Here is a 24974-nt window from a genome sequence, read left to right as displayed (position 1 = left end):
CCGAAATTCCTCGCTTTCGAGGGTCATGAGCGATAAGTGACCGGCCCCGCCCCTGAGCAGGGGCGGGGCCGTCACGGCGATTAAGATGATCAGCTGCCCGCACCGTACGCGACGGCGAGGTACTGCGGATCACCGCTCGAGAGCGAGCCGTCGTCGGCGTACACCTCGGACATGTACAGGCGTCCCTGGGAGAAGAGGACCTCGGAGTACTCCGGGGACATGCTGGTCTCCAGGTCGTGCACCGCGTCGGTGGCCGGGTTCTCCAGCAGCTTGGTCTCCTTGAAGGAGCCTCCGGCGATGCTGACGACCTGGCCGCCCTTGTCGTACGGCGGCCGCTTGTAGGCGATCAGGTTGCTGCCGTCCATGCGCAGCGGATAGATCGTGTAGCCGTCCCCGGCGTCCGCGCGCTGGCCGGTCTGCTTGCCGGTGGCCAGGTCGAAGGCGATGACCTCGTTGGTCCGGCTGTATTCGCCGGTGCCGTCGTGCTCCTCGGTCGGGACGTAGATCCGGTCGTTGCCGACGGCCAGGCCCGTGCAGGCCTCGATCCTGGTGATGCCCTCGCAGTCGGCCGCGTACTCGTCGCCCGGGACCGAGATGCGGGTGCGCAGCTTGCCGGTCTTGTTGTCGATGGAGAAGAAGTCCGAGATGCCACTGCCGTCACCGGCGCTGTCACCGACGTCGGCGGCCACCACCAGGGGGTCGCTGGACACGACGGACGCGTAGTCGATGCCCGTGGCCAGCTTGTACTCGGAGATCACCTTGCCGGACACCGGGTCGATGGTCTGGATCTGCAGCTCGGGGTTGTCGTACGCGCCGCACTTGCGGACCGCCACCAGCTTCGGGCCGCCGCCGTAGCCGGAGTCGTAGCAGGTGTCGGCCGGCTTCGGCGACCACAGCACCTTGCCGGAGTCGATGTCGAAGGCGGCGCCGCCGTTGGTGCTGCCGAGGGCGACCGTGTTCGCGCTGACCGTCACGTTATTGAAACTGATCGGGTAGTCACCGGAGTTGACGGTCTTCTTCCACAGCTGCTTGCCCGCGGCGAGGTCTATCGCCGCCACCTGGTCGCAGGCGGCCGTGTCGGCCGCGCTCGCCTGGAAGGTGACCGCCGTGCGGTAGTCGTCGGTCGCGAACCTGCTGGCCTCGCACACCGGGCCGGGCAGCGGGACCGACCAGAGCTTGGTGCCCTTGTCGAGGTCGTAGCCGGCGACCTCGTTGACGCCCGTCTTCACGTACGCCTTGTCGGTCAGCCAGGAGCCCTTGACGCCGACGCTGTCGTCCTTCTTGATCACGGGCATCGGGATCTTGAAGAGGACGTCCGAGGCGGGGTCGGCCGGCACCTTCTCCGTGCCGCCGGAGGACGTGCCGCCGGTGCCTCCCGTGCCGCCGGTGTCACCGCCGCCGGTCGGGCCGGCCGTACTCTTCTCCTCCTTCTTGCCGCCGTCACTCGACTTCGCGTACCAGACGCCGCCGCCGACGATCAGCGCGATCGCGACGACCGCCCCGACGATGATCGCCACCTGCGCGTTGAACTTCTTGCCGCCGCCGCCCGGTCCCTGTCCGGGGCCGCCGGCCTGCGGGTGCATGGGCATGGTGGGCTGCCCCGGGTAGCCGTAACCCGCCTGCGCGGCCGGATACCCCGGCTGACCCGGCTGACCCGGCTGACCCGGCTGACCCGGGTAGCCGTAGCCGGGCTGCTGGCCGTACGGGGGCGTCGGCTGCCCGTAGGGGCCCGGCTGCTGGGGCTGACCGTACGCGGAGGGCGCGGGCGCGCCCGGCTGGGCCGGATAGCCGTAACCCGGGTGGGCGGCCGGGGGTGCCGGCTGGCCCGGCGCCTGCGGGTAGCCGTACCCCGGCTGGGGCTGCTGCGGGGGCCCGGACGGGGCCGGGGGCGGAGGCGTCTGCCGAGGCGTAGGAGCCTGGGACGGCTGAGCCGCCGGGGTCGGGGGCGCCTGGCCCGGCTGGGGCGCCTGGCCCGGCTGGGGCGCCTGCGGGTAGCCGTAGCCCGGCTCCGGGGCCTTCGCCAGGTTGGGGGCGGGAGGCTGCGGCGCGGCGTCCTGAGGCGTCGCGTCCTTGGGCACGGCGTCCTGCGGCGGCGTGTCCTGCGGCGGCCGGGGCGGGCCGAAACCGCCCTGCTGCGGCTGCTGCGGGGGCTGGTTCGGCGGTGGGGGCGGCGGCTGGGTCATGGTGTGGATACCTCGGGAGAACGCTCGGGAAAGCTCGGGCGGACGGGCGGGGACGTCGACGGGGCGGGGAAGGCGGTGGGTCGCCTCACTTGCCGTAGGCGAGCATCAGCTTCTCCTTCGAGTCGTCGTTGCCCGTCAGCCGGGTGGAGGAGAGGTAGAGGCGCCCGTCGACCCAGGCGAGGTCACGCGAGTAGAAGCTGTCCTCGATCTCGGCCGTGCTCTCGGGAAGCTGCATCAGCGTCGTCGGCGTGTGGGCGGACCCGGCCGTCGGGATGCCCACCACCCGGCCGGCCCCGTCGTACGACGGCTCGACGTACGCGACGAGGTTGCCGCCCTCGGCCTTCACCGGCAGCATCGCCTCGTCGGTCGGGGACTTCACCCGCCACTTCTCCTTGCCGGTGGAGAGGTCGATCGCCACGATCTCGTTGGGACCGCTGCTCGACTCGGTCGGCAGGTAGAGCGTGTTCGCGTCGGAGGCCGTGCCCGTGCAGCCCGTGAGGTTGCGCTGGAGGAAGCCGGAGTCGCAGTCGGGCGCGAAGTCCTCGTCGAAGCCGACCTGAGAGCGGTAGGAGCCGTCCGGCTTGAACGTGGCGATGTTCCAGGTGTTCTTGTCCTCGTTGGTGCTGTAGACCACCAGCGGGTCGACCGAGTACGTCTTCGCGACCGACCAGCCCTTGTCGAACTTCTGGGTCCACTTGACCTTGCCGGTCGCCGGGTCCAGCTCCTGGATCTCGTCGTGCTCGTTGGCCTCGGTCGCGTCGCAGGACGCCACCGCGATCAGCCGGGCCCCGCCCGCGAACGCCGTCGGGAAACAGGAGTCGCCGTACTTCTGCTTGTCGTACAGCTTCTTGCCGGTACGGACGTCGTACGCCGTGCCGGACTGCGAGCGGCCCACCATCAGGGTGTTGCCGGACAGCGACAGCTCGATGCTGATGGCGCTGTCGAACAGCGCGCCGTCCGCGACCACGCCCTTCCAGCCCTTGGCGCCGGTGCCGAGGTCGATCTGCTGGAGCTGGTTGCACTTGGCGCGGTCGCTGGTGCCGCTCATGTACGCCACGACGACCTTGTCGTCCGCCGTCTTCTGCGGGGTGACCGCGCAGATCTTCTGCGGAAGGGCGATGGTGTCCCAGGTGGGCTTGCCGTCGCCGACGTCGTACGCGACGACCTCCTTGTACGCCGCCTTCACGGCCGTCTTGGAGGTGATCCACATGCCGGGTGCGTCGGCGCCCGAGGCGGGCGCGTCGGGCGCCTCCTTGTACCAGAGCACCTTCGCCTCGCCGGCCTTGCGGTCCGCGTTGAAGTCCTGGGTGTCCTCGCCGCCGTCGCCGCTGCCGTCACCGGGGTTCGCCGGTGCGCCGCTCGTCGTGGCCTTGCCGTCGTCGCTCGGCCCGGCGATCGGCTTCTTGCCGCCGTCGTCGTCGCCGTTCGTGACCGCGAACACCGTCCCGCCGATCACCAGCAGCGCCGCCACCGCAGCCCCGACCACCAGCGCGGGCCGCCCCTTGAAGGGGTTGCGCCCGCCGGGCGGGGTCCCGGGAGCGCCGGGCGCGCCGGGGAACTGGGGCGGCTGCGGATAGCCGTAACCGGGCTGCTGGCCGTAGGGCCCGCTCGGCTGACCGTACGGCCCCGGCTGGGCGTAGGGCCCGGGCTGGCCGGGCTGGCCGTAGGGGCCCGGCTGCTGGGGCTGACCGTACGGACCGGCCTGCGGCGGCTGACCGTACGGGCCGGGCTGCTGCGGCGGTTGCTGCGGATAGCCGTAACCCGGCTGCGGCGGCTGGGCGGGCGGGCCTTGAGGCGGCTGCGGCGGCAACTGGGGCGCGCCGAAGCCACCCTGCGGCGGCTGCGGCGCCTGTGGTGCCTGTGACTGTTGCGGCTGGTCCTGCGGTGCTCCGAAACCACCCGGCTGCGGCGGCTGATTGGGCGGCTGAGCCATCAGCGTGTTCCCCCTATGTCACTGTTTTTTAGCCACGCCCCCAGGTCAGTGACCCGCCCGGAGCCGTCTTCAGAAAGTTCTCAGACGGCTCTTTCTATCACCCGTGCCGGACGGCTCCCGGGGCCGATCCACCCCTGTTCCCAAGGGAGGACCGGCCTGTGATGCCGTCGTTATGCGCCTTCACGCACCCTTCACGCGTCCTCGGCGAGTTCCAGCCACCGCAGCTCCAGTTCCTCGCGCTCGCCCACCAATTCCCGCAGCCCGGCGTCGAGTTTGGCGACCTTCTCGAAGTCGGTGGCGTTGTCGGCGATCTGGGCGTGCAGCTTGGACTCCTTCTCCGAGACCTTGTCCAACTGCCGCTCGATCTTCTGGAGTTCCTTCTTGGCGGCCCGCTGGTCGGCGGCGCTCTTCTCGGCCGCGGGCTTCACGACGGCCGCCGGAGCCGAGGCCGCCGCGGTCTCCTCCATCCGCTGCCGGCGCTCGATGTACTCGTCGATGCCGCGCGGGAGCATCCGCAGGGCGGCGTCGCCGAGGAGCGCGAAGACCCGGTCCGTGGTCCGCTCGACGAAGAAACGGTCGTGGGAGATGACGATCATCGAGCCGGGCCAGCCGTCGAGGAGGTCCTCGAGCTGGGTGAGGGTCTCGATGTCGAGGTCGTTGGTGGGCTCGTCGAGGAAGAGGACGTTCGGCTCGTCCATGAGGAGGCGCAGGATCTGGAGGCGGCGACGCTCACCGCCCGACAGGTCACCGACCGGCGTCCACTGCTTGTCCTTGTTGAAGCCGAACGTCTCGCAGAGCTGCCCGGCGGTCAGCTCGCGCCCCTTGCCCAGGTCGACGCGCTCACGCACCTGCTGGACGGCCTCCAGGACCCGCAGCCGGGGGTCGAGTTCGGCGACCTCCTGGGAGAGGTAGGCGAGCTTGACGGTCTTGCCGACGACGACCCGGCCGGCCACGGGCTGCACCTCGCCCTCGCTGCGGGCGGCCTCGGCCAGGGCACGCAGCAGGGAGGTCTTGCCGGCGCCGTTGACGCCGACCAGGCCGATGCGGTCACCGGGGCCGAGGTGCCAGGTGATGTGCTTGAGCAGCACCTTGGGACCGGCCTGGACGGTGACGTCCTCCAGGTCGAAGACCGTCCTGCCGAGGCGTGAGGACGCGAACTTCATCAGCTCGCTGCTGTCGCGGGGCGGCGGCACGTCCTTGATGAGCTCGTTGGCGGCCTCGACGCGGAACCGCGGCTTCGACGTCCGCGCGGGCGCGCCGCGGCGCAGCCAGGCAAGCTCCTTGCGGACCAGGTTCTGCCGCTTGACCTCCTCCGTCGCGGCGATGCGCTCACGCTCCGCGCGCGCGAAGACGTAGTCGGAGTAGCCGCCCTCGTACTCGTGGACGTCGCCGCGCTGCACGTCCCACATGCGCGTACAGACCTGGTCCAGGAACCAGCGGTCGTGGGTCACGCAGACGAGCGCGGAGCGGCGCTCGCGCAGATGCCGGGCCAGCCAGGAGATGCCCTCGACGTCGAGGTGGTTGGTCGGCTCGTCCAGGACGATCAGGTCCTGCTCCTCGATCAGCAGCTTGGCGAGCGCGATCCGGCGGCGCTCACCGCCGGACAGCGGGCCGATGACGGTGTCCAGGCCCTGCGGGAACCCGGGCAGGTCGAGCCCGCCGAAGAGCCCGGTGAGCACGTCGCGGACCTTGGCGTTGCCGGCCCACTCGTGGTCGGCCATGTCCCGGATGACCTCGTGCCGTACGGTCGCGGTCGAGTCGAGCGAGTCGTGCTGGGTGAGGACGCCCAGGCGTACCCCGCCGGAGTGCGTGACCCGGCCGGAGTCCGCCTCCTCCAGCTTGGCGAGCATGCGGATCAGCGTGGTCTTCCCGTCGCCGTTGCGGCCGACGACGCCGATCCGGTCCCCTTCGGACACGCCGAGCGAGATGCCGTCGAGGAGGGCACGGGTCCCGTACACCTTGCTGACGTTCTCGACATTGACCAGATTGACGGCCATTTCTCTCCTGACAAGGGGGATGCTCGACCCTCCAGGGTAGTCGGCGCGGCCGACACCCTTCGGTGCCCGGTTTCTTTCGCGGCCAGGAGGGCGTCAGCGGCTTGCGGCAGAGCGCGCGATCGTCGTGCGCGCCGTCCATGAACAGCGCGTGCGCGAGCCGCCCACGCCCCCGGGTCCCCGCGTGCCGACGGTGACACCCGTCGGGCGGCGGCACGCGGCGAACGGTTGCGCACGCGGGGCGGACGCCCCCTCGCGCACGCCGGGGCGGGCGGGGCACGGGCGCGAGCGCGCCGGGCCACCGGACGGGGTGGTCACTCCGGCTCGGAGGCCCCCGGTTCGGAGACCCTCGGCTCGGAGGTCCTCGGTTCGGAGACCTCCGGGTGGCGCTCCTCGTAGCGCCACATCGCCCGCACGAGGCCGTCGTCCGGCCCGCCGTCGACGTCGAGGGGCCGCAGCGCGCGCTCGGCGGCCACACAGCGCGGGTCGTCGCGCTGCGCGAGCCCGTAGGCGGCGTGTACCCGGGTGTCCCGCACCTCGTCGTCGAGGAGTCCGGCGAGCACGTCGGTGACGCCGGGCGCCTCCGCGGGGCAGCGCGCCAGCCAACGCGCCGCCCGCTCGCGCACCTGGGGGTCGGGGTCGCGCGCCAGCGTGTACAGGACGCCGAGCTTCTCGTGCGGCACGCGCGCACGCGCGGGCACCGCGCTCAGGGTGTCGGGCACCTCCAGGCGTACCCGCGGGTCGGGATGCCCGGCGTACGACAGACCGACGGCCTCGATGATCCCCCCGTTCCCGTCCGAGTCGCCCTCCTCGCTCAGTCCGGACAGCACCAGGGCGAGCACCTCGGGGTCCGGTTCCTCCAGGGCCCAGGGCAGGAACACCTCGGGCGCGCGTTTGTGGACCACGGATCCCGGCCGCGCGAACATGCCGCCGAACCCGATGACGAGGCACCGCAGCACGTCAGCGGCGAAGAGTCGGTGCAGTCGGTCGGGATGCGCGCTCAGCTCCTGGGCGGCGCCCCAGGTCTCCTCGTCCAGCCGGGCGGCGAGGCGGATGACGGAGTCGGACCAGACCTGGTGGTCCCGGTCCGGGCGGGTGAGCGCCCGCGCGAGCAGCTCGTCGAACGGCGTACGGATCCGGAAGCGCTCCTCCAGCACGGTCAGGACGCCCGGATGACCGTCCCACACGGTCTCCCCGCCGAGCGCGTACCGCTCGTGGTGGCTGTACCAGAGATCGACCCGCACCGTGCCCCGCTCGACCGGCCCGGCAGCTCCGGTCCTGCGCCGCAGCTCGGTCTCGAGGTCTGCCTCGGCCCAGTACCGCGCGCGTGCCAGCAGGTCGGCCCGCGCGTCGGCGTCGAGGCGCACGAGGTCGGGGAGCAGCCTGGTGACCATCCAGGAGCAGCCGCCGTCCAGCGCCCGGGTCAGCGCGCTGTCACCGCCGGGCAGCCCGGGATCCCCTCCCGGCACCCCGGCCAGTGGGCCCAGCGGATCGGCACCGGCATTGATCAACGCCTCGGCGACCGGTTCGTCGTACGCCGCCACGGCCACGCAGAGGAGCGGAACGCCGTCGGCCGGGTCGCGGGCGTTCGCATCCTCCCCGTCCTCCAGCAGGTCCCGGACGGCTTCGACGTCCCCGCGCCGGACGGCCGCAGCCAGATCGGCCGATCTCATACGCATGCCTCCCCACCCCGGCTTCCTGGGTGGAACCGGCCGGGGGAGCCTAGAGCGGACAGGCCGCTCGCAGCAGTCGAATTACCGCCGGACAGGCGGTCTACGGTCGAGGCAGGCGTCCTACGGCCGAGGCAGGCGGTCTACCGTCGGGGCAGCCGCGTCACGGCCGGTCCTCGACCACCGTCGCCCCCGGCGCCGGTCCCGCCGCCATCCGCACGGTCCGGCAGGTGCCCGAGGTGCGCAGCGCCTCCGCGATCTTCGCCGCGGCGGTGGTGTCGCGGGCGAGGAAGGCGGTGGTCGGGCCCGAGCCCGAGACGAGGGTGGCGAGGGCACCGGCCGCGTGTCCGGCGGCGAGGGTGTCGGCGAGCTCGGGGAAGAGCGACAGCGCGGCCGGCTGGAGGTCGTTGGAGACGGTGGCCGCGAGGGCGTCGGGGTCACCCTCGGCCAGGGCGTCGAGGAGCTGCCGGGAGGCCACCGGTTCGGGGATGTCCCGGCCCTGCGCCAGCCGGTCGAACTCCCGGAACACCGACGGTGTGGACAGCCCCCGCTCGGCCATCGCGAACACCCAGTGGAACGTGCCGCCGGCCTCCAACGGCGTCAGCTTCTCGCCGCGCCCGGTGCCGAGGGCCGCCCCGCCGACCAGGCTGAACGGCACATCGCTGCCCAACTCGGCGCAGATCTCAAGGAGTTCGTCACGGGTGGCGCCGGTGCCCCACAGCGCGTCGCAGGCCAGCAGCGCGCCCGCGCCGTCCGCGCTGCCGCCCGCCATGCCCCCGGCGACGGGGATGTCCTTGGCGATGTGGAGGTGCACGTCGGGCGTACGGCCGTACCGCTCGGCCAGCGCGATCGCGGCCCGCGCCGCCAGGTTCGTGACGTCCAGGGGGACCTGGCCGGCGTCCGGGCCCTCGCAGGTGACGCGGAGTGCGTCGGCGGGGGTCACCGTGACCTCGTCGTAGAGGCCGACCGCGAGGAAGACGTTCGCCAGGTCGTGGAAGCCGTCCGCGCGGGCGGCGCCCACCGCGAGCTGCACGTTGACCTTGGCGGGCACCCGGACGGTGACGCTCACTCGGAGTCCTTCTGCCGCGGGGTCGGGGATTCGGCGGACGTCTCCCGCTCCGGCGCGGCCTCGGCGATGCGGGCGAACTCCTCGACCGTGAGGGCCTCGCCGCGCGCCTGCGGCGAGACGCCGGCCGCCACCAGGGCCTCCTCCGCCCGCGCCGCGGAACCCGCCCACCCGGCGAGCGCGGCCCGCAGGGTCTTGCGCCGCTGGGCGAACGCCGCGTCGACGACGGCGAAGACCTCGCGCCGCGACGCCGTGGTCCTGATCGGCTCGGTCCGCCGCACCAGCGACACCAGCCCGCTGTCCACGTTCGGCGCGGGCCAGAAGACCTTGCGTCCGATGGCGCCGGCCCGCTTGACCTCGGCGTACCAGTTGGCCTTGACGGACGGCACGCCGTACACCTTCGAGCCGGGCCCGGCGGCGAGCCGGTCGGCGACCTCCGCCTGGACCATGACGAGGGTGCGCTCGATGCTCGGGAACGTCTCCAGCATGTGCAGCAGCACGGGCACGGCCACGTTGTACGGCAGGTTCGCGACCAGCGCGGTCGGGGCGGGGCCGGGCAGTTCGGTCACCCGCATCGCGTCGGAGTGCACCAGCGCGAAGCGCTCCGCGCGCTCCGGCATGCGCGCCGCGATCGTCGCGGGCAGCGCGCCGGCCAGGACGTCGTCGATCTCGACGGCCGTGACCCGGTCGGCGGTCTCCAGCAGCGCCAGGGTGAGGGAGCCGAGCCCGGGGCCGACCTCGACGACCACGTCGTCGGGCCGGACCTCCGCGGTGCGGACGATACGGCGGACCGTGTTCGCGTCGATCACGAAGTTCTGGCCGCGCTGTTTGGTGGGACGCACGCCGAGGACCGCCGCCAGCTCACGGATGTCGGCGGGGCCCAGGAGGGCGTCGGGGGCGGGGCTGGTACTCACGGGACAAGGGTACGGGGGCGCACGGACACCCTCCGCCGTCGCACCTCTCACCCGTGCAGCCGCGTCCCGCAGTGCGGCCAGGGACTCGCCCCGCGTCGCACGTACAGCTTCTTCGCGCGGAGCGTCTGTTCCGCCGCCGGGGCGTCCTGGGGCCGTCCGCTGCCGCCGAGGCTCTGCCAGGTGTGGGTGTCGAACTGGTACAGCCCGCCGTAGGTGCCCGAGGGGTCGACCGCGTTCGGCCGGCCGCCCGACTCGCAGACCGCGAGGCTCTGCCAGTCCAGGCCGTCGGCACCGCGCACGGACGCCGGCAGCGGCTTCGTCCCGACCTTCACCACCTGATCGCGCGGTGCGCGCACGATCTCGTCGCGGATCCGCCGCGGTGTCTGCCGTACGCCGTTGACGGTGCGCAGGGAGTACGTGATCCGGCGCAGGCCGGGCCGTCCGGCCCGCTCCACCACCTCCGTGCCCTTGAACAGGGAGGAGTCGTCGGTGCGGTGCACGTCGAACGGGATCGCCTCCTCCCGGACCTCCTTGGTGCCGGTGATCCGCAGCACGGTGACCGTCTGCCCGTCGCGCGGGAAGCTGCCGGACGCGACCGACGTGGTGTCCTGGCCGCGCAGGGTGATCCCGGCCGCGGCAACCGCCTCGCCCACGGTCGCCGCGTTGGTGCGGATGGTGCGGGCCCGGCCGTCGGCCATGATCGTGACCGAGCGCTCGGTGCGTACGTCCAGCGCCAGCCCCGCGCGTCCGATCGGCTGGGAGCGCGGGACGGACATGTACGCGCCCTCCGCGCGCACCCCGAGCTGCTGGAGCGCCTCCTGCACGGTGTGCGCCGTCGTCCACACCTCGTGCCGCTGTCCGTCCAGGGTGAGCCGGACGGGCCGCCCGTAGTGCACCTCGACCTCGTCGCCGCTGGTGAGGGCGGTGCCGGGGGCGGGCGCCACCACGTCGTGCGCGCCCACCCGCACCCCTTCCTCCGCGAGGAGTTCGGTCACGTCGTCGGCGAAGGTGTGCAGCGTGCGCGGCTTGCCGTCGACGGTCAGCTCGACCGCCTTGTCCTCGGCGACGAAGGCGGTGGTGCCGCCGGCCAGGAAGGCGACGACGAGTGCCTGCGGGACCAGTCGGCGCATCGTGGACTCCGGGCGCTCGGCGGAGCGGGTCCTGCGCCGCCGCGCGGCCCGCCCCACACCCTGCCCCACGCCCTCCCCCGCGGCCCGCCGCGCGTCCTGTCGCGGCGACTGTTGGGGAAGCACCGGGCCGGTGAGCCTCACCGTCTCCGTGTACGGGGCGACCCCGGTGAGCTGCACGGTCTCGGCGTACGGGGCGGCCCCGGAAAGCTGGACGGTCTCGGCGTACGGCGTCGTCCCCGAGAACTGGGCCGACTCGGCGAACTGGACCGGTTCGGGGAGCTGGAGGGTCTCCGGAGGCTGGGGCGGCGCCTCGTACGCCTCGTACGCGGGCCGGTAGGTGTCGTCGTACGTCCCGGGCGCCGCGTACACGCCGTACGCGATCGTCTCGGCGTTGTGCAGGTCGGCGTACGACCCGCCACCGCCGTACGGCTCGTACTCGAAGTACTGCGAGTTGCTCACGCCGACACTCCAGGGGAGGGGTCCGGATCGGGCCCCCAGAACCTAGCGGAGCGACGGTCACTCTCCAAAGTGGCACGGCTACCGAGAGTTGTGTTCGACGGGTGTCGGGTGCGCTCAGTAGCCGAACGCGCGTGCGGTGTTCGCGGCGAGGGCGGTGGCCAGGATGTCCTCGTCGACGTCCCGTACGGCGGCCATGGCGCGCACCGTGACCGGGATCAGATACGGGGCGTTGGGCCGTCCGCGGTAGGGCGCCGGGGTCAGGAAGGGAGCGTCGGTCTCCACCAGGAGCAGCTCCAGCGGGGCCACGGCGACGGCGTCCCGGAGGTTCTGGGCGTTCTTGAAGGTGACGTTGCCGGCGAAGGACATGAAGTATCCGGCGCGGGCGCAGATCTCGGCCATCTCGGCGTCGCCGGAGTAGCAGTGGAAGACGGTGCGCTCGGGGGCGCCCTCCTCCTTCAGGACGCGCAGGACGTCGGCGTGGGCGTCGCGGTCGTGGATGACCAGGGCCTTGCCGTGCCGCTTGGCCATCTCGATGTGGGCGCGGAAGGAGTTCTCCTGGGCTTCCTTGCCCTCGGGTCCGGTGCGGAAGTAGTCGAGTCCGGTCTCGCCGACGCCCTTGACGTGCGGAAGCGCGGCCAGGCGGTCGATCTCGCCGAGCGCCTCGTCGAGCGCCTGCGCGCCGCCCGGCGTCCGCGCGCCCTGGCGGGACCAGCCGTCGGGGTCCCCGTGCACGATGCGCGGCGCCTCGTTCGGGTGCAGGGCGACCGCGGCGTGGACGGCGCGGTGGGCCGCCGCCGTCTCGGCCGCCCACCGGGAGCCCCGTACGTCGCAGCCGACCTGGACGACCGTCGTCACACCGACCGACGCGGCTTTCGCGAGGGCCTCCTCCACCGTGCCCGACTGCATGTCGAGGTGGGTGTGGGAGTCGGCGACCGGCACCCCGAGGGGGGCCGGAAGCGGCGGCGCGGCGCTCTTGTCGGCGCTCCTGTCGGCGTTCGAAGGCATGCCCCGATCCTACGGAAGGGGCACGCCCTCTCCGTCCGGCCGGTCAGCTCGCCTTGCGGAACGGGTGCAGGAGGTCGGACAGGTGCCAGTGGTGCTGCTGCTGCACCTTGGACTGAGCGTCGGCGTGCGCGTCGGACGGCTCCTCGGCCGTCGGGACCGGCGCCTGGACCGGTCCTGCCAGGGACGCCTTGTGCGGACGGGCCGCGCTGAGCACGGACGAGACCTGCCCCGCCCGCATGATGCGCACGACGTGCCCGTCGCAGTTCTGGCACGCGGGGCGGCTCAGCGGCGACGGCACGACCCGCCCGTTCGCCACGTAGAGGACGAACTCGTGGCCGTCGGCGTCGGTGTGGTGCTCTATCTCGAAGGCCTGCTCCCAGCCGTGCCCGCAGCGCATGCAGGCGAAGGAGTACGACTCGTTGACGACGGCGCTCGCGCCGCCGCGGAGGCCGGTCTGCCCTGTGATCTCACTCATGACCGCTCCTGTGGTCCGCCGGTGGGACGGGTCACCGTCCCGTCATCCAGTGGACGCCTCCGCCGGAGCGAACGCACTCGACCTGTGCACTGTTGAAGCCGATTTGGGCGTCCCTTGCCACAACGCCCGCAGCCCTTTGCCCACACATGGGGCGCACGCTCAGACGACATGCGCCCTGCTCAGAGGGGGTGTGAGCCCCTTCACAACACCCGAACAACAACCGTCACACCGTCACGGCGCGGCTCGGCCCGGCCCTCCGCCGACGGCGTCCGACGGCGGTCACAGCTCCCCGGCGTTCTTCGCCGCCACCACCGCGTCGAACACGTCCCGCTTCGGCAGCCCCGTCTCCGCCGCCACCGCCACGATGGCCTCCTTACGGCGCTCGCCCGCCTCCTCGCGCACCCGCACCCGCCGCACCAGCTCCGCCGCGTCGAAGTCCTCGGGGCCGCGCTCGGGCGCCCCGGTGACGACGACGGTGATCTCGCCCCGCACGCCCTCGGCGGCCCACTCCGCCAGCTCGCCGAGCGGACCGCGCTTCACCTCTTCGTACGTCTTGGTCAGCTCCCGGCACACGGCGGCCCGCCGGTCCGCGCCGAACACCTCGGCCATCGCGGCGAGGGTGTCGTCGAGCCGGTGCGGGGCCTCGAAGTACACGAGGGTCCGGCGTTCCTGCGCGACCTCCCGCAGCCGGGACAGCCGCTCCCCCGCCTTCCTCGGCAGGAACCCCTCGAAGCAGAACCGGTCGACGGGCAGCCCGGACAGGGCGAGCGCGGTGAGCACCGCGGACGGGCCGGGGACGGCGGTGACCCGGATGTCCTGCTCGACGGCCGCGGCCACCAGCCGGTACCCGGGGTCGGAGACGGACGGCATCCCGGCGTCGGTGACGAGCAGCACCCGCGCCCCGCCTGCCAGGTCCGCGACCAGATCGGGAGTGCGGGCGGACTCGTTGCCCTCGAAGTAGGACACGACACGCCCCTTGGGCGTCACCCCCAGCGCCTGGGTCAGCCGCCGCAGCCGGCGCGTGTCCTCGGCGGCGATCACGTCGGCGCCGGCCAGCTCCTCGGCGAGGCGGGGCGGGGCGTCGGACACGTCACCGATGGGAGTACCGGCGAGAACGAGGATTCCGGGCGTAGCTGTCACGTTTCCATCCTCGCAGGGCCGGGGGTCCACTCGATCGGCCAGGCCGGTTAGGGCCCGTGCACGGGACTCACACAGACCTGTTCCCTACGATGGCGCGGTGACCAGTACCGCGTCCTCCATGGACTCCACGGACTACCGGCAGGGCCAGACACCGCCAGACCAGCGGCCGTCGTGGCAGCAACGGCTGCGCCGTTTCGGATACACCGCGGAGCCCTCCGCCGACGTCCGGGAGCGGCTGGTGCCGCCGTTCGCGCGGCCCAGCGCCCGGTTGTGGCAGGCGCTGGGCCTCCCGCCGGTGTGGGCGGACCGGATCGGGCGCTGGTCGTCCTGGGGCGGTCCGCTGCTGGTCACGCTGCTGGCGGGCGTGCTGCGCTTCTGGCATCTGGGCAGCCCCAAGGCGGTGATATTCGACGAGACGTACTACGCGAAGGACGCGTGGGCGGTCGTCCACCGCGGGTTCGAGGTCAACTGGGACAAGAACGCCAACGACGTCATCCTGTCCTCGGGCGGGCATGTGACGATCCCGGCGGACGCGGCGTACGTCGTGCATCCGCCGGTCGGCAAGTACGTGATCGGGCTGGGCGAACTGATCTTCGGGTTCGATCCGTTCGGCTGGCGGTTCATGACGGCGGTGCTCGGCACGCTCAGCGTCCTGCTGCTGTGCCGGATCGGCCGCCGGATCTTCCGCTCCACCTTCCTGGGCTGCCTGGCGGGCGCCCTGATGGCGGTCGACGGGCTCGCCTTCGTGATGAGCCGCACCTCGCTGCTCGACGGCGTGCTGATGTTCTTCGTGCTGGCGGCGTTCGGCTGTCTGGTGGTCGACCGGGACAGGATGCGCGAGAAGCTCGCCGCCGCGCTCCCACCCGACGTGGACGGCCGCTACCGCCCCGATCCGCACGTCGCCGAGACCACCCGGATCGGTCTGCGTCCCTGGCGCTGGGGCGCGGGCCTGATGCTGGGCCTGGCCATCGGCACGAAGTGGAACGGCCTGTACATCCTGGTCGCGTTCTGCCTGATGGCGGTGTTGTGGGACGTCGGCTCGCGCAAGGTGGCGGGCGCCCGCCGCCCGTACCTGGCGGTGCTCAAGCGCGACACGGGCTTCGCGTTCCTGGCGACGGTCCCGGTGGCGCTGGTCACCTACCTGGTGTCGTGGACGGGCTGGATCCTGTCCGCCACCGACGGCAAGGGCGGCTACTACCGCAACTGGGCGGCCACCGACGGCAAGGGCGGCAGCTGGACCTGGCTGTTCCCCGACTGGTGGCGCAGCCTGTGGCACTACGAGCACGAGGTCTACGAGTTCCACACCCACCTCACCTCGCCGCACACGTACCAGTCGAACCCGTGGAGCTGGCTCGTCCTCGGCCGCCCGGTCTCGTACTTCTACGAGTCCCCCGCCCCCGGCGCGGACGGCTGCCCGACCGACGCGGGCGAGAAGTGCGCCCGCGAGGTCCTCGCGCTCGGCACCCCGCTGCTGTGGTGGGCGGCCTGCTTCGCGATCCTCTACGTCCTGTGGCGCTGGCTCTTCAGGCGCGACTGGCGGGCCGGCGCGATCGTCTGCGGCATCGCGGCCGGCTACCTGCCGTGGTTCATGTACCAGGAACGCACGATCTTCCTCTTCTACGCCGTCGTCTTCCTGCCCTTCCTGTGCCTGGCGGTGGCGATGATGATCGGCGCGCTCGTCGGCCCACCGGGCGCCGGCGACACCCGGCGCGTGGCGGGCGCCACCGGCGCGGGCGTCCTGGTGCTGCTCATCGCCTGGAACTTCATCTACTTCTGGCCCCTGTACACCGGGCAGGCCATCCCGATCGACGACTGGCGTTCACGTATGTGGCTGGACACCTGGGTCTAACGATTGCGGCAACTCTCGCCCCACGCACCACCCTTTCCGCTTACTGTGAGGCTGAGGGGATCTTTCTGAACGCGTTCAGAAAGCCTCGCGGGGACAGTGACGGAGCCAACGGGGAGGGCGAACATGCGCAAGGGGGCCAAGGCAGCCGTAATCGGCTCGGTCTTCGCGGTGATGGTGGGCGGGGCCGGGTACGGGGCCTTCAACATCGTGAACGCGTTGAACGGGGGCGGGGGCGACGGGTCGGGGGGCAGCGAGCCGGTGGCCGTGAAGACCGGGCCGCCCAGCGGGTCGGAGGTGAAGGACACGAGCGCCGAGTTCTTCGCCGCCTGGGAGAAGGGGCAGGCCGTGGCGGCCGCCGGCCTCACCAACAACGCGGCGAAGGCCGAGCCCCTGCTGACCTCCTACAGCCAGTCGGCGCACATCGCCGGCGTGAAGATCACACCGGGCGCGGCGGTGGGCGACCGGGTACCCTTCTCGGTCAAGGCGACGGTGTCGTACGAAGGCAGGTCCAAGCCGCTCGCCTACAAGAGCGAGCTGACGGTCGTACGGGGCGTCACCACCGGTAAGGCGCTGGTGGACTGGGCGCCGTCGGTCGTCCACCCCGAGCTGAAGGCCATGGACGACACCCTGGTCACGGGCGCGTCGGCGGCGCCGTCGATCGAGGCCGTGGACCGTGACGGCAAGGTGCTCACCAAGGAGAAGTACCCCTCCCTGGGACCGATCCTGGACCAGCTGCGCGCCAAGTACGGGGACAAGGCGGGCGGGACGGCCGGCGTCGAGCTGGCGATCAGACACGCCACCCAGGACACCGCCGACACCCCGCTGCTGACCCTCGCCGAGGGCAAGGCGGGCAAGGTGCCCACCACCCTCAGCGCGGCCGTGCAGGCGGCCGCGGAGAAGGCGGTGCGGAAGTACAACCAGTCGTCGGTGGTGGCCGTCAAGCCGAGCACCGGTGAGGTGCTGGCGGTCGCCAACAACCGCACGGACGGCTGGAACGCCGCGTTCCTGGGGGAGGTCGCGCCCGGCTCCACCATGAAGATCGTCAGCGCGGCCACCCTCATCGACAACGGCCTCACCACCGCGAACGGCCCCGCGCCCTGTCCGTCCTCGGCCGTCTCCGAGAGCCAGACCTTCCAGAACATCACCGGCATGAAGCCGAACGAGAACGCGACCCTCGCCGAGAGCTTCGCCCGCTCCTGCAACACGGCGTTCGTGAAGTTCGCGGACGAGGTGAAGGTCGACTCGCTGACGAACGAGGCCCGGGATCGCTTCGGGATCGGCCTCGACTGGCAGACCGGCATCCCGTCGTTCGACGGCTCCGTCCCGGCCGCCGGCGGCCCGGACACCGCGGCCGGCCTGATCGGCCAGGGCCAGGTCCAGATGAACCCGCTGAACATGGCGTCGGTCACGGCGACCGCGATGACGGGCGCCTTCCGGCAGCCGGTGATCGTGCCGCTCAGCCTCGACGGCCGTGAACCGGCACACGCGCGTGGCCTGTCGTCGGGCACCGTGCAGCAACTGCGCTCCATGATGAACCGCACCGCGACCAGTGGCACCGCGGCCGAGGTGATGGCCGGGCTGAGCGGCCGGATCGGCGCGAAGACCGGCTCCGCCGAAGTCGACGGGCAGAACAAGTCGGACAGCTGGTTCACGGGGTACCGGGGTGATGTCGCGGCGGCCGCGATGACCCAGGACGGCGGTCACGGCGTCGACGCGTCCGGCCCCATCGTCGTGGACGTGCTGCGGGCGGGCTGAACCGGCGCGACGGTGGCTGACGTCACACGTGACGTCACCCTCACAGGACGGGACTCTAGGGTGGTAGCCGTCGTTGGGGTCAGTGAGGGCAACGAGGGCAGCGGGGCTGGGGGGAAGCCCCTGGGGATCCGGAGGATCTGACAGTGGGCAAGAGAAGGCGCGTCGAAGAGCGGCGCAAGAAGCGGCGGCCCGCCGTCGCCGGCGGCATGATCGCCGTCGTGGTCGGCGGGGCGGGCATCGGCGTCTACGCGCTGTACGGCGGCGGAGCGGCGGCCGACGAGGGGGCGGCCGCCGCGGTCAACGGCAAGCAGGTGCCGCGGGTCAGGGCCGACGCGCCGTCGGCGACCGAGGCGAAGACCACGGCCGCCCGGTTCCTGACGGCCTGGCAGCAGGGCAAGGTGTCCGGGGCGGCCGCCGCCACGGACGACTCCGCCGCCGCCACCGCCCTCCTGACCGGCTTCACCAAGGACGCCCACGTCACGGGCGTCACCCTCACCGCCGGCAAGGCCGGCGGCACGAAGGTCCCGTTCTCGGTGAAGGGCACGGTGAAGTACAAGGGCGTCAGCAAGCCGCTCACGTACGACAGCACGCTCACCGTCGTCCGCAACCCGAAGAACGGCAAGGCGCAGGTCGACTGGCACGCGTCCGTCGTCCACCCGGACCTCCAGGACGGCGACAGGCTCGTCACCGGCGAGTCCGGCACCCCGCCGGTCAAGGCCGTCGACAGCGCGGGCGGCGAGCTCACCGTCGCCGAGTACCCCTCCCTGGAGCCGGTCCTGGACGGGCTGCGGGAGAAGTACGGCAAGAAGGCGGGCGGCAAGGCGGGCGTGGAGCTCCAGGTCGTCCGCGGCAAGGCGTCGAAGGCGAAGAAGGCCTCCGACAAGACGCTGCTGGAGCTCAGCAAGGGCACTCCGGGCACCGTGAGGACCACGCTGAGCCCGACCCTCCAGGCGGCCGCCGAACAGCAGGTGGCGAAGACCGCGAAGTCGTCGGTCGTCGTCATGCGCCCTTCCACGGGCGAGATCCTCGCGGTGGCCAACGCGAGCCACGGCTTCAACACCGCGTTCAACGGCTCCCTCGCGCCCGGCTCCACGATGAAGGTCATCACCTCGTCGCTCCTCATCGAGAAGGACCTGGCGTCGGCCGACAAGGTGCACCCCTGCCCCAAGACGTTCACCTACGGCGGCTGGAAGTTCCACAACGACGACGACTTCCAGATCACCGGCGGCACGTTCAAGGCGAGCTTCGCGCGCTCCTGCAACACCGCCTTCATCAGCCAGGCGCCCGACCTGGACAACGACAGCCTGACCAAGCAGGCGCAGCAGGTCTTCGGCCTGTCGATGAACAACTGGGCGATCGGCGTGCCGTCCTTCGACGGCTCGGTGCCGGTGCAGTCGGCGGCCCAGATGGCGGCGTCGCTGATCGGTCAGGGCGGGGTCCGGATGAACCCGCTGAACATGGCGTCGGTCGCCTCCACCGTGAAGGCGGGCGCCTTCCACCAGCCGTACCTGGTCGCGCCGTCCGTGGACGACCGCACGCTGGCGACGGCCTCGCGCACGATGTCGTCGTCCACGGTGTCGCAGCTGCGGGAGCTGATGAACTACACCGCCGCGGCAGGCACCGCCGCCGAGGCGATGTCCGGTCTGGGCCCCGACTACGGCGCCAAGACGGGCTCGGCCGAGGTCGACAACCAGGACAAGCCCAACGGCTGGTTCACCGCCTACCGCGGCGACCTCGCGGCCGCGGGCGTCGTGCAGGCGGGCGGCCACGGCGGCGACACGGCCGGACCGATCGTGGCGTCACTGCTGCGCCTGGGCGACTGACACCCCGGCGAACCGCCCGCCGGACCGGCCTGGCCCCTGGCTAGTGCGTGACGGGCTGCTGCGCCGTCGCCATGTAGGTGCGGCGCAGGAACCGCAGCAGCGTCTTCGACTCGAACTGGACGACCGAGACGCCGTGCGGGGAGTGGAACTCGACGACGGCCTGGACGCGCCCGCACGGCCACACCCGTACCTCGCCGGTACCGGCCGGGGCGCGCAGCCCTTGTTCGAGCAGGGTGCGGGAGAACGTCCACTCGCGCCGGTCGGGCAGCCCGACACGGACCGATCGGGGCTCCTCGGGGTCGTAGCGCAGGACGACGGGTACGGCCAGGAAATCTTCCTCGGCCTGATCGGCGTCGGTGACGATGTGGGCTCGCGCGTACTGTTCGACTACGGACATCGGCCGACCCTCTCACGCAGCGTGACCTGTGCGGAAGCTGTGCGTCCGCTCCCCTTCCAATGTCGCATATTTTGCGGATTGCGCTCCTCCGCGCAGGCGTATCTCACATGTGCGATACACGGGATACATGAGATACACGGGACACACGGGTCCCGGCCGGCGGGATCAGCCACGAGCTCGAAGAGACGAGCTTCTCGCTCTTGCGAACCGTTCGCATTAAGCCACTATCATCGTCGGGTGCACGTACCCGACGGATTCATCAACGCCCCGACCTCCGCCGTGACCGGAGTCGTCGCGGCCGGCGCCATCGCCGTGAGCCTGCGCGGCGCGCGCCGTGAGCTCGACGACCGGACCGCGCCGCTGGCCGGTCTGGTGGCGGCGTTCATCTTCGCCGTGCAGATGCTGAACTTCCCCGTCGCGGCGGGGACCAGCGGCCACCTGCTCGGCGGCGCGCTCGCCGCGATACTCGTGGGCCCCTACACAGGGGTCCTGTGCGTGTCCGTGGTCCTGCTGATGCAGGGCATCCTCTTCGCCGACGGCGGTCTGACCGCGCTCGGCGTGAACATCACCGACATGGCGATCGTGACGACCGTCGTGGCGTACGCCGTCTTCCGCGGCCTGGTGAAGGTGCTGCCCCGCGGCCGCCGGTCCATCACGGCCGCGTCCTTCGTCGCCGCCGTGCTGTCCGTGCCCGCCGCCGCCGTCGCCTTCACGCTCATCTACTGGATCGGCGGCACCACCGACGTGTCGATCGGCAAGGTGGCGACCGCGATGATCGGCGTGCATGTGCTGATCGGCGTCGGCGAGGCCGTGATCACCGCACTGACCGTGGGCGCCGTCGTCGCCGTACGGCCGGATCTCGTCCACGGCGCGCGCGATCTGCGGCAGAAGCTCCAGCTGCGGGTGCACGGCGAACTCGTCGACGCCCCGGCGGCCGAGGGAGCGCCGGCCGGCGCGCGCACGCCCGTGGCGGCGCGCGCCTCGCGGCGCACGCTGTGGGTGACGGGCCTGGTCACCTCCCTTGTCCTGGCCGGCTTCGTCAGCTTCTACGCCTCCGCGAACCCCGACGGCCTGGAGAAGGTCGCCGCCGACAAGGGCATCGACGAGAAGGCCGGGAAGCACGCGTCCGACGGCTCCCCGCTCGCCGGCTACGGCGTCGAGGACGTGACGAACGCCCGTCTGTCCGGCGGTCTCGCGGGCGTGATCGGCGTCGGCACGACCGTCGTCGCGGGCAGCGCGGTGTTCTGGGCGGTGCGCAGGCGCCGGACGGGCGACGACGTGTCGCCGACGGCCGTAGAGAACGTCTGACGTCATGGGCGCTGGACACGCGCACCGGCTCTACCGGCACGGGCACTCGCCCGTGCACGGCCTGCCGCCGCACACCAAGCTCGCCGCCGTCTTCGCCTTCGTGGTGGTCGTGGTGTCGACCCCGCGCGAGGCGATGTGGGCGTTCGGCCTCTACGCGGTCCTGCTGGCCTTCGTCGCGCACCACGCGCGCGTGCCCGCCGGTTTCCTGCTCAAACGGCTGCTGATCGAGGTGCCGTTCGTCGCGTTCGCGGTGCTGATGCCGTTCGTGGCGGAGGGCGAGCGGGTGGACGTCCTCGGCCTGTCGCTCAGCGTCAACGGCCTGTGGGGCGCCTGGAACGTCCTCGCGAAGGGCACCCTGGGCGTCGCCGCCTCCGTGCTGCTGGCGTCCACCACGGAGCTGCGCGAACTGCTCCTCGGCCTCCAGCGGCTGCGGCTTCCCCCGCTGCTCGTGCAGATCGCGTCCTTCATGATCCGCTACGGCGACGTCATCACGGACGAGATGCGGCGCATGCGGATCGCCCGGGAGTCGCGCGGGTTCGAGGCGCGGGGCGTACGGCACTGGGGGGTGCTCGCGAAGTCGGCGGGCGCGCTGTTCATCCGGTCCTACGAGCGCGGCGAGCGCGTCCATCTCGCCATGATCAGCCGGGGGTACGCCGGTTCGATGCCGGTGATCGACGAGGTGACCGCGTCGCGGGCGCAGTGGTCGTACGCGCTGACCCTCCCGTTCGCCGCCCTCCTGGTATGCGTGTTGGGATGGTCCCTGTGACTGACGCCGTGACGCCCGCTGTGCCGCCCTCGCCCTCCCTGGAGGTGGCCGGCCTGGCCTTCGCCTACCCCGACGGCCACCAGGCCCTGTTCGGCGTGGACTTCTCCGTCGCGCGAGGCGAGCGGGTCGCGCTGCTCGGCCCCAACGGCGCCGGCAAGACGACCCTCGTGCTGCACCTCAACGGCATCCTGACGGCCGGCGCGGGCACCGTGACGGTGGCCGGGCTGCCCGTCGGCAAGCAGCACATGGCCGAGATCCGCCGCAAGGTCGGCATCGTCTTCCAGGACCCGGACGACCAGCTGTTCATGCCGACGGTCCGCGAGGACGTGGCGTTCGGGCCGGCGGCGGCCGGGCTGAAGGGGGCCGCCCTGGAGGCACGCGTCGACCACGCGCTCGAACAGGTCGGCATGGCGGAGTTCAAGAACCGTCCGCCGCACCACCTGTCCTTCGGCCAGCGGCGCCGGGTGGCCGTCGCCACGGTGCTCGCGATGGAGCCGGAGATCCTCGTCCTGGACGAGCCGTCCTCCAACCTCGACCCCGCCTCGCGCCGTGAACTGGCCGACATCCTGAGGTCGTTGGACGTCACCGCACTCATGGTCACGCACGACCTGCCGTACGCCATGGAGCTGTGTCCGCGCGCCCTCATCCTCAGCGAGGGCGTGATCGCCGCGGACGGCCGGACCGGCGATCTGCTCGCCGACGACACCCTCATGCGCGCCCATCGCCTGGAGTTGCCCTTCGGGTTCGACCCGCGCTCCGCAACAATGGGCGCGTGAACAATGGGCGCGTGACGAACGAAGCACCCACCGCCGACGGCACGCTGCTCCTCGACGAGCAGCTGTGCTTCGCGCTGTACGCGGCCCAGCGCGCGGTGACGGCCGCCTACCGGCCGCTCCTCGACGAGCTGGGCCTCACCTACCCCCAGTACCTCGTGCTGCTGGTCCTGTGGGAGCGCGGCGAGACGACCGTCAAGGAGCTGGCCACGGCCCTGCGCCTCGACTACGGCACGATGTCGCCGCTGCTGAAACGGCTGGAGGCGGCGGGGCTGGTGCGCCGGGAGCGCTCGGCGCGGGACGAGCGCTCGGTGCTCGTCGCGTGCACCGGGCGCGGCGAGGAGCTGAAGGGGCGCGCGGAGCGCGTACCCGGCACCCTGCTCGCGACGACGGGGCTCGGGACGGACGAGGTCACGCGGCTGCGCGAGGAACTGTGGGGGCTCGCGGAACGGGCGCAGGGCGCGGCGGACCGCACCCGCTGAGCCCCTTCCCCCCGGCCGCCCGCTAGCGCGGCTGAAGTTACCCCCGGTTACCACCCCCTGGTAAGCGAGCGCCCGCCTACCGGCCGGTACCTTGTGCACGATGTAATTGGGCAAGGCTATTGGGCAAGTTCCCGGGGGAGGTCCCGCCGTGACCGAAGGCAGCGCCGTCGACACCCGTCCGACGAAGATCACATACGTTGCCGAGGCGACCGCGCACGGCGGCCGCGACGGCTACGTGACCAGCCAGGACGGCCAGATCGAGCTCAAGGTGGCGATGCCGCCGGAGCTGGGCGGCGACGGCAACGGCACCAACCCGGAGCAGCTCTTCGCGGCCGGTTACAGCTCCTGCTTCCACAACGCGCTGATCCTCGTCGGCAACCGCGCGGGCTTCGACCTCACCGGGTCCACGGTGGCGGCGAAGGTCGGGATCGGCCCCAACAAGACCAAGGGCTACGGGCTCGCCGTCGCGCTCAGCGTCTCCCTCCCCGTCCTCGACCCGGAACTCGCCGGGAAGCTGGTGGACGCGGCGCACCAGGTCTGCCCGTACTCGAACGCCACCCGCGGCAACATCGACGTAACGATCATTCTCGGCTAGCGGAGCGAAGGAATCGCAGGCTCGACGGGGGTGTTCCCCCAGGAGTTGAAGGCGATCTTCGAGAGGGCGTGGCGGGCGTGAACGTGAGCGGTGCGGTGGCCGACGGCTTCGAGCCGGTCCGGGAGGCGTTCGTCCGGAACTTCGAGGCGCTCGGGGACCGGGGCGCGGCGGTGGCCGTCTACCGCGACGGACACAAGGTCGTCGACCTGTGGGGCGGCGCACGGGACGTGGACGGTACGGCCGACGAGGCGCCCTGGGAACAGGACACCGCGCAGATCATGCGGTCGGCCACCAAGGGCGTCGCGGCCACCGCGCTCCTGCTGCTGCACCAGCGCGGCGAACTGGACCTGGACGCGCCCGTGGGGACGTACTGGCCGGAGTACAAGGCGGCGGGCAAGGAGCGGACGCTCGTGCGGCACCTGCTCGCGCACCGCGCGGGCGTACCCGTGCTGGACCGGCCGCTGACACCCGCCGAGGCCGCCGACCCCGGCCTCGGCGCGGCGGCGGTGGCGGCTCAGGCGCCGGCCTGGGAGCCCGGGACCGACCACGGGTACCACGCGCAGACGTACAGCTGGCTGACCGGCGAGCTGGTGCGACGGATCACCGGGCGGACCATCGGCGAGTGGATCGCCGACGAGATCGCCGGGCCCGTGGGGGCCGACCTGTGGCTCGGACTGCCGCAGGCGCAGCGCGCACGGGTGGGGCGCGTGGGGCAGGTGGACGCGCCCGCGCAGAGCGGGGCGCTGAAGACCCGGCCCAAGCCGGCCGTCGCCGCCGCCTACGCCGACCCCGCCTCGCTCACCCGCCGCGCCTTCGCCGCGATCACCCCGCTCCCCGACGAGAACGACCCCGCCTACCGTGCCGCGGCGCTCCCCGCCTCCAACGGCATCGCCACCGCCGACGGCCTGGCCCGCTTCTACGCGTCGCTCATCGGCGAGGTGGCGGGCGGGGTACGGCTGCTGCGGCCGGAGACGGTGGAACTGGCGCGCGGCGAGCAGTCCTCGGGCCCCGACCGGGTGCTCGTCGTGAACACCCGGTTCGGCCTCGGCCCCATGCTGCACGGAGCCGCGTCCCCGCTGCTGTCCCCCGCCTCCTTCGGCCACCCGGGCCGCGGGGGCGCGCTCGGCCTCGCCGACCCCGAGTCGGGGATCGCCTTCGGCTATGTCACCAACGGCTTCCGGACGAGCGTGACGGCGGACCCGCGCGCGCAGGCGCTGCTGCGGGCGGTGCGGACGGCCCTGGCCGCCGGGCGCTGAC

The 24974-nt window shown here is 72.2% G+C and carries 20 protein-coding genes; 9 read left to right on the top strand and 11 right to left on the bottom strand.

Translation table 11 applies throughout. The features are described 5' to 3' along the window. Window positions 1-89: 89 nt before the first annotated feature. From ACIRPU_RS27455 to rsmI, 10 genes are all read right to left on the bottom strand, one after another. On the bottom strand, window positions 90-2183 hold the full coding sequence (locus ACIRPU_RS27455; RefSeq protein ID WP_403871902.1) for a PQQ-binding-like beta-propeller repeat protein: 2094 nt from the start codon (window positions 2181-2183) through the stop codon (window positions 90-92). A gap of 85 nt (window positions 2184-2268) precedes the next feature. Then, entirely contained in the window at window positions 2269-4116 is a 1848-nt protein-coding gene (locus ACIRPU_RS27450) for a PQQ-binding-like beta-propeller repeat protein (protein WP_403871900.1), read from the bottom strand. 191 nt (window positions 4117-4307) lie between these two features. Next, window positions 4308-6113 (bottom strand): ABC-F family ATP-binding cassette domain-containing protein, encoded by a 1806-nt coding sequence (locus ACIRPU_RS27445; protein ID WP_403871898.1) that lies wholly within the window; start codon window positions 6111-6113, stop codon window positions 4308-4310. Between the two features lie 311 nt (window positions 6114-6424). Beyond that, window positions 6425-7783 (bottom strand): HEAT repeat domain-containing protein, encoded by a 1359-nt coding sequence (locus tag ACIRPU_RS27440; protein ID WP_403871896.1) that lies wholly within the window; start codon window positions 7781-7783, stop codon window positions 6425-6427. Between the two features lie 160 nt (window positions 7784-7943). Then, window positions 7944-8849 (bottom strand): 4-(cytidine 5'-diphospho)-2-C-methyl-D-erythritol kinase, encoded by a 906-nt coding sequence (locus ACIRPU_RS27435; RefSeq protein WP_403871894.1) that lies wholly within the window; start codon window positions 8847-8849, stop codon window positions 7944-7946. Beyond that, complete coding sequence (gene rsmA, locus ACIRPU_RS27430; protein ID WP_403871892.1) at window positions 8846-9760, bottom strand: 16S rRNA (adenine(1518)-N(6)/adenine(1519)-N(6))-dimethyltransferase RsmA; 915 nt, start codon at window positions 9758-9760, stop codon at window positions 8846-8848. Before rsmA ends, ACIRPU_RS27435 begins: the two co-directional genes overlap by 4 nt. Window positions 9761-9807: 47 nt before the next feature. Next, window positions 9808-11349, bottom strand: coding sequence for a ubiquitin-like domain-containing protein (locus tag ACIRPU_RS27425; RefSeq protein ID WP_403871890.1), 1542 nt, complete (start codon window positions 11347-11349; stop codon window positions 9808-9810). A gap of 114 nt (window positions 11350-11463) precedes the next feature. Beyond that, a complete protein-coding gene (locus tag ACIRPU_RS27420; protein WP_403871888.1) occupies window positions 11464-12354 on the bottom strand; it encodes a TatD family hydrolase in 891 nt (296 codons plus the stop codon). A 43-nt stretch (window positions 12355-12397) separates the two neighbouring features. Then, window positions 12398-12829, bottom strand: a complete 432-nt coding sequence (locus tag ACIRPU_RS27415; protein WP_403871886.1) for a hypothetical protein — start codon at window positions 12827-12829, stop codon at window positions 12398-12400. 279 nt (window positions 12830-13108) lie between these two features. After that, complete coding sequence (rsmI, locus tag ACIRPU_RS27410) at window positions 13109-13969, bottom strand: 16S rRNA (cytidine(1402)-2'-O)-methyltransferase (RefSeq protein WP_403871884.1); 861 nt, start codon at window positions 13967-13969, stop codon at window positions 13109-13111. Window positions 13970-14066: 97 nt separating this feature from the next. Between rsmI and ACIRPU_RS27405 the strand changes: the two genes are divergently transcribed. From ACIRPU_RS27405 to ACIRPU_RS27395, 3 genes are all read left to right on the top strand, one after another. Then, the gene (locus ACIRPU_RS27405; RefSeq protein WP_403871883.1) at window positions 14067-15818 is read left to right on the top strand and encodes a dolichyl-phosphate-mannose--protein mannosyltransferase; all 1752 of its coding nucleotides are present in this window, start codon (window positions 14067-14069) and stop codon (window positions 15816-15818) included. Window positions 15819-15941: 123 nt separating this feature from the next. Next, entirely contained in the window at window positions 15942-17573 is a 1632-nt protein-coding gene (locus ACIRPU_RS27400) for a penicillin-binding transpeptidase domain-containing protein (RefSeq protein ID WP_403871881.1), read from the top strand. Between the two features lie 143 nt (window positions 17574-17716). Beyond that, window positions 17717-19396, top strand: coding sequence for a penicillin-binding transpeptidase domain-containing protein (locus ACIRPU_RS27395; protein ID WP_403871879.1), 1680 nt, complete (start codon window positions 17717-17719; stop codon window positions 19394-19396). 40 nt (window positions 19397-19436) lie between these two features. On the opposite strand, the gene ACIRPU_RS27390 is transcribed toward ACIRPU_RS27395, so the two are convergent. Beyond that, on the bottom strand, window positions 19437-19793 hold the full coding sequence (locus ACIRPU_RS27390) for an SsgA family sporulation/cell division regulator (RefSeq protein WP_384115395.1): 357 nt from the start codon (window positions 19791-19793) through the stop codon (window positions 19437-19439). 237 nt (window positions 19794-20030) lie between these two features. On the opposite strand from ACIRPU_RS27390, the gene ACIRPU_RS27385 reads away from it, so the two are divergent. The 6 genes from ACIRPU_RS27385 (at window position 20031) to ACIRPU_RS27360 (ending at window position 24973) form a co-directional block, all read left to right on the top strand. Next, complete coding sequence (locus tag ACIRPU_RS27385; protein ID WP_403871877.1) at window positions 20031-21101, top strand: energy-coupling factor ABC transporter permease; 1071 nt, start codon at window positions 20031-20033, stop codon at window positions 21099-21101. A gap of 4 nt (window positions 21102-21105) precedes the next feature. Further along, window positions 21106-21867: a cobalt ECF transporter T component CbiQ gene (gene cbiQ / locus ACIRPU_RS27380; RefSeq protein WP_384115389.1), complete on the top strand. Its 762-nt coding sequence runs from the start codon at window positions 21106-21108 to the stop codon at window positions 21865-21867. Next, entirely contained in the window at window positions 21855-22643 is a 789-nt protein-coding gene (locus tag ACIRPU_RS27375; RefSeq protein WP_403871875.1) for an energy-coupling factor ABC transporter ATP-binding protein, read from the top strand. The genes cbiQ and ACIRPU_RS27375 overlap by 13 nt, the downstream gene beginning before the upstream one ends. Before the next feature lie 11 nt (window positions 22644-22654). Further along, complete coding sequence (locus ACIRPU_RS27370) at window positions 22655-23122, top strand: MarR family winged helix-turn-helix transcriptional regulator (RefSeq protein WP_403871873.1); 468 nt, start codon at window positions 22655-22657, stop codon at window positions 23120-23122. Between the two features lie 148 nt (window positions 23123-23270). Then, on the top strand, window positions 23271-23717 hold the full coding sequence (locus ACIRPU_RS27365) for an organic hydroperoxide resistance protein (RefSeq protein WP_403871871.1): 447 nt from the start codon (window positions 23271-23273) through the stop codon (window positions 23715-23717). A gap of 77 nt (window positions 23718-23794) precedes the next feature. After that, window positions 23795-24973 (top strand): serine hydrolase domain-containing protein, encoded by a 1179-nt coding sequence (locus ACIRPU_RS27360; RefSeq protein WP_403872132.1) that lies wholly within the window; start codon window positions 23795-23797, stop codon window positions 24971-24973. The last annotated feature ends 1 nt before the right edge of the window (window position 24974 follow it).

The sequence above is a fragment of the Streptomyces sp. NPDC102259 genome (assembly GCF_044766465.1).
Taxonomy (GTDB): domain Bacteria; phylum Actinomycetota; class Actinomycetes; order Streptomycetales; family Streptomycetaceae; genus Streptomyces.
The sequence above is the reverse complement of the archived record's forward strand: the minus strand, read 5'-3'. Positions and strand labels throughout refer to the sequence as shown.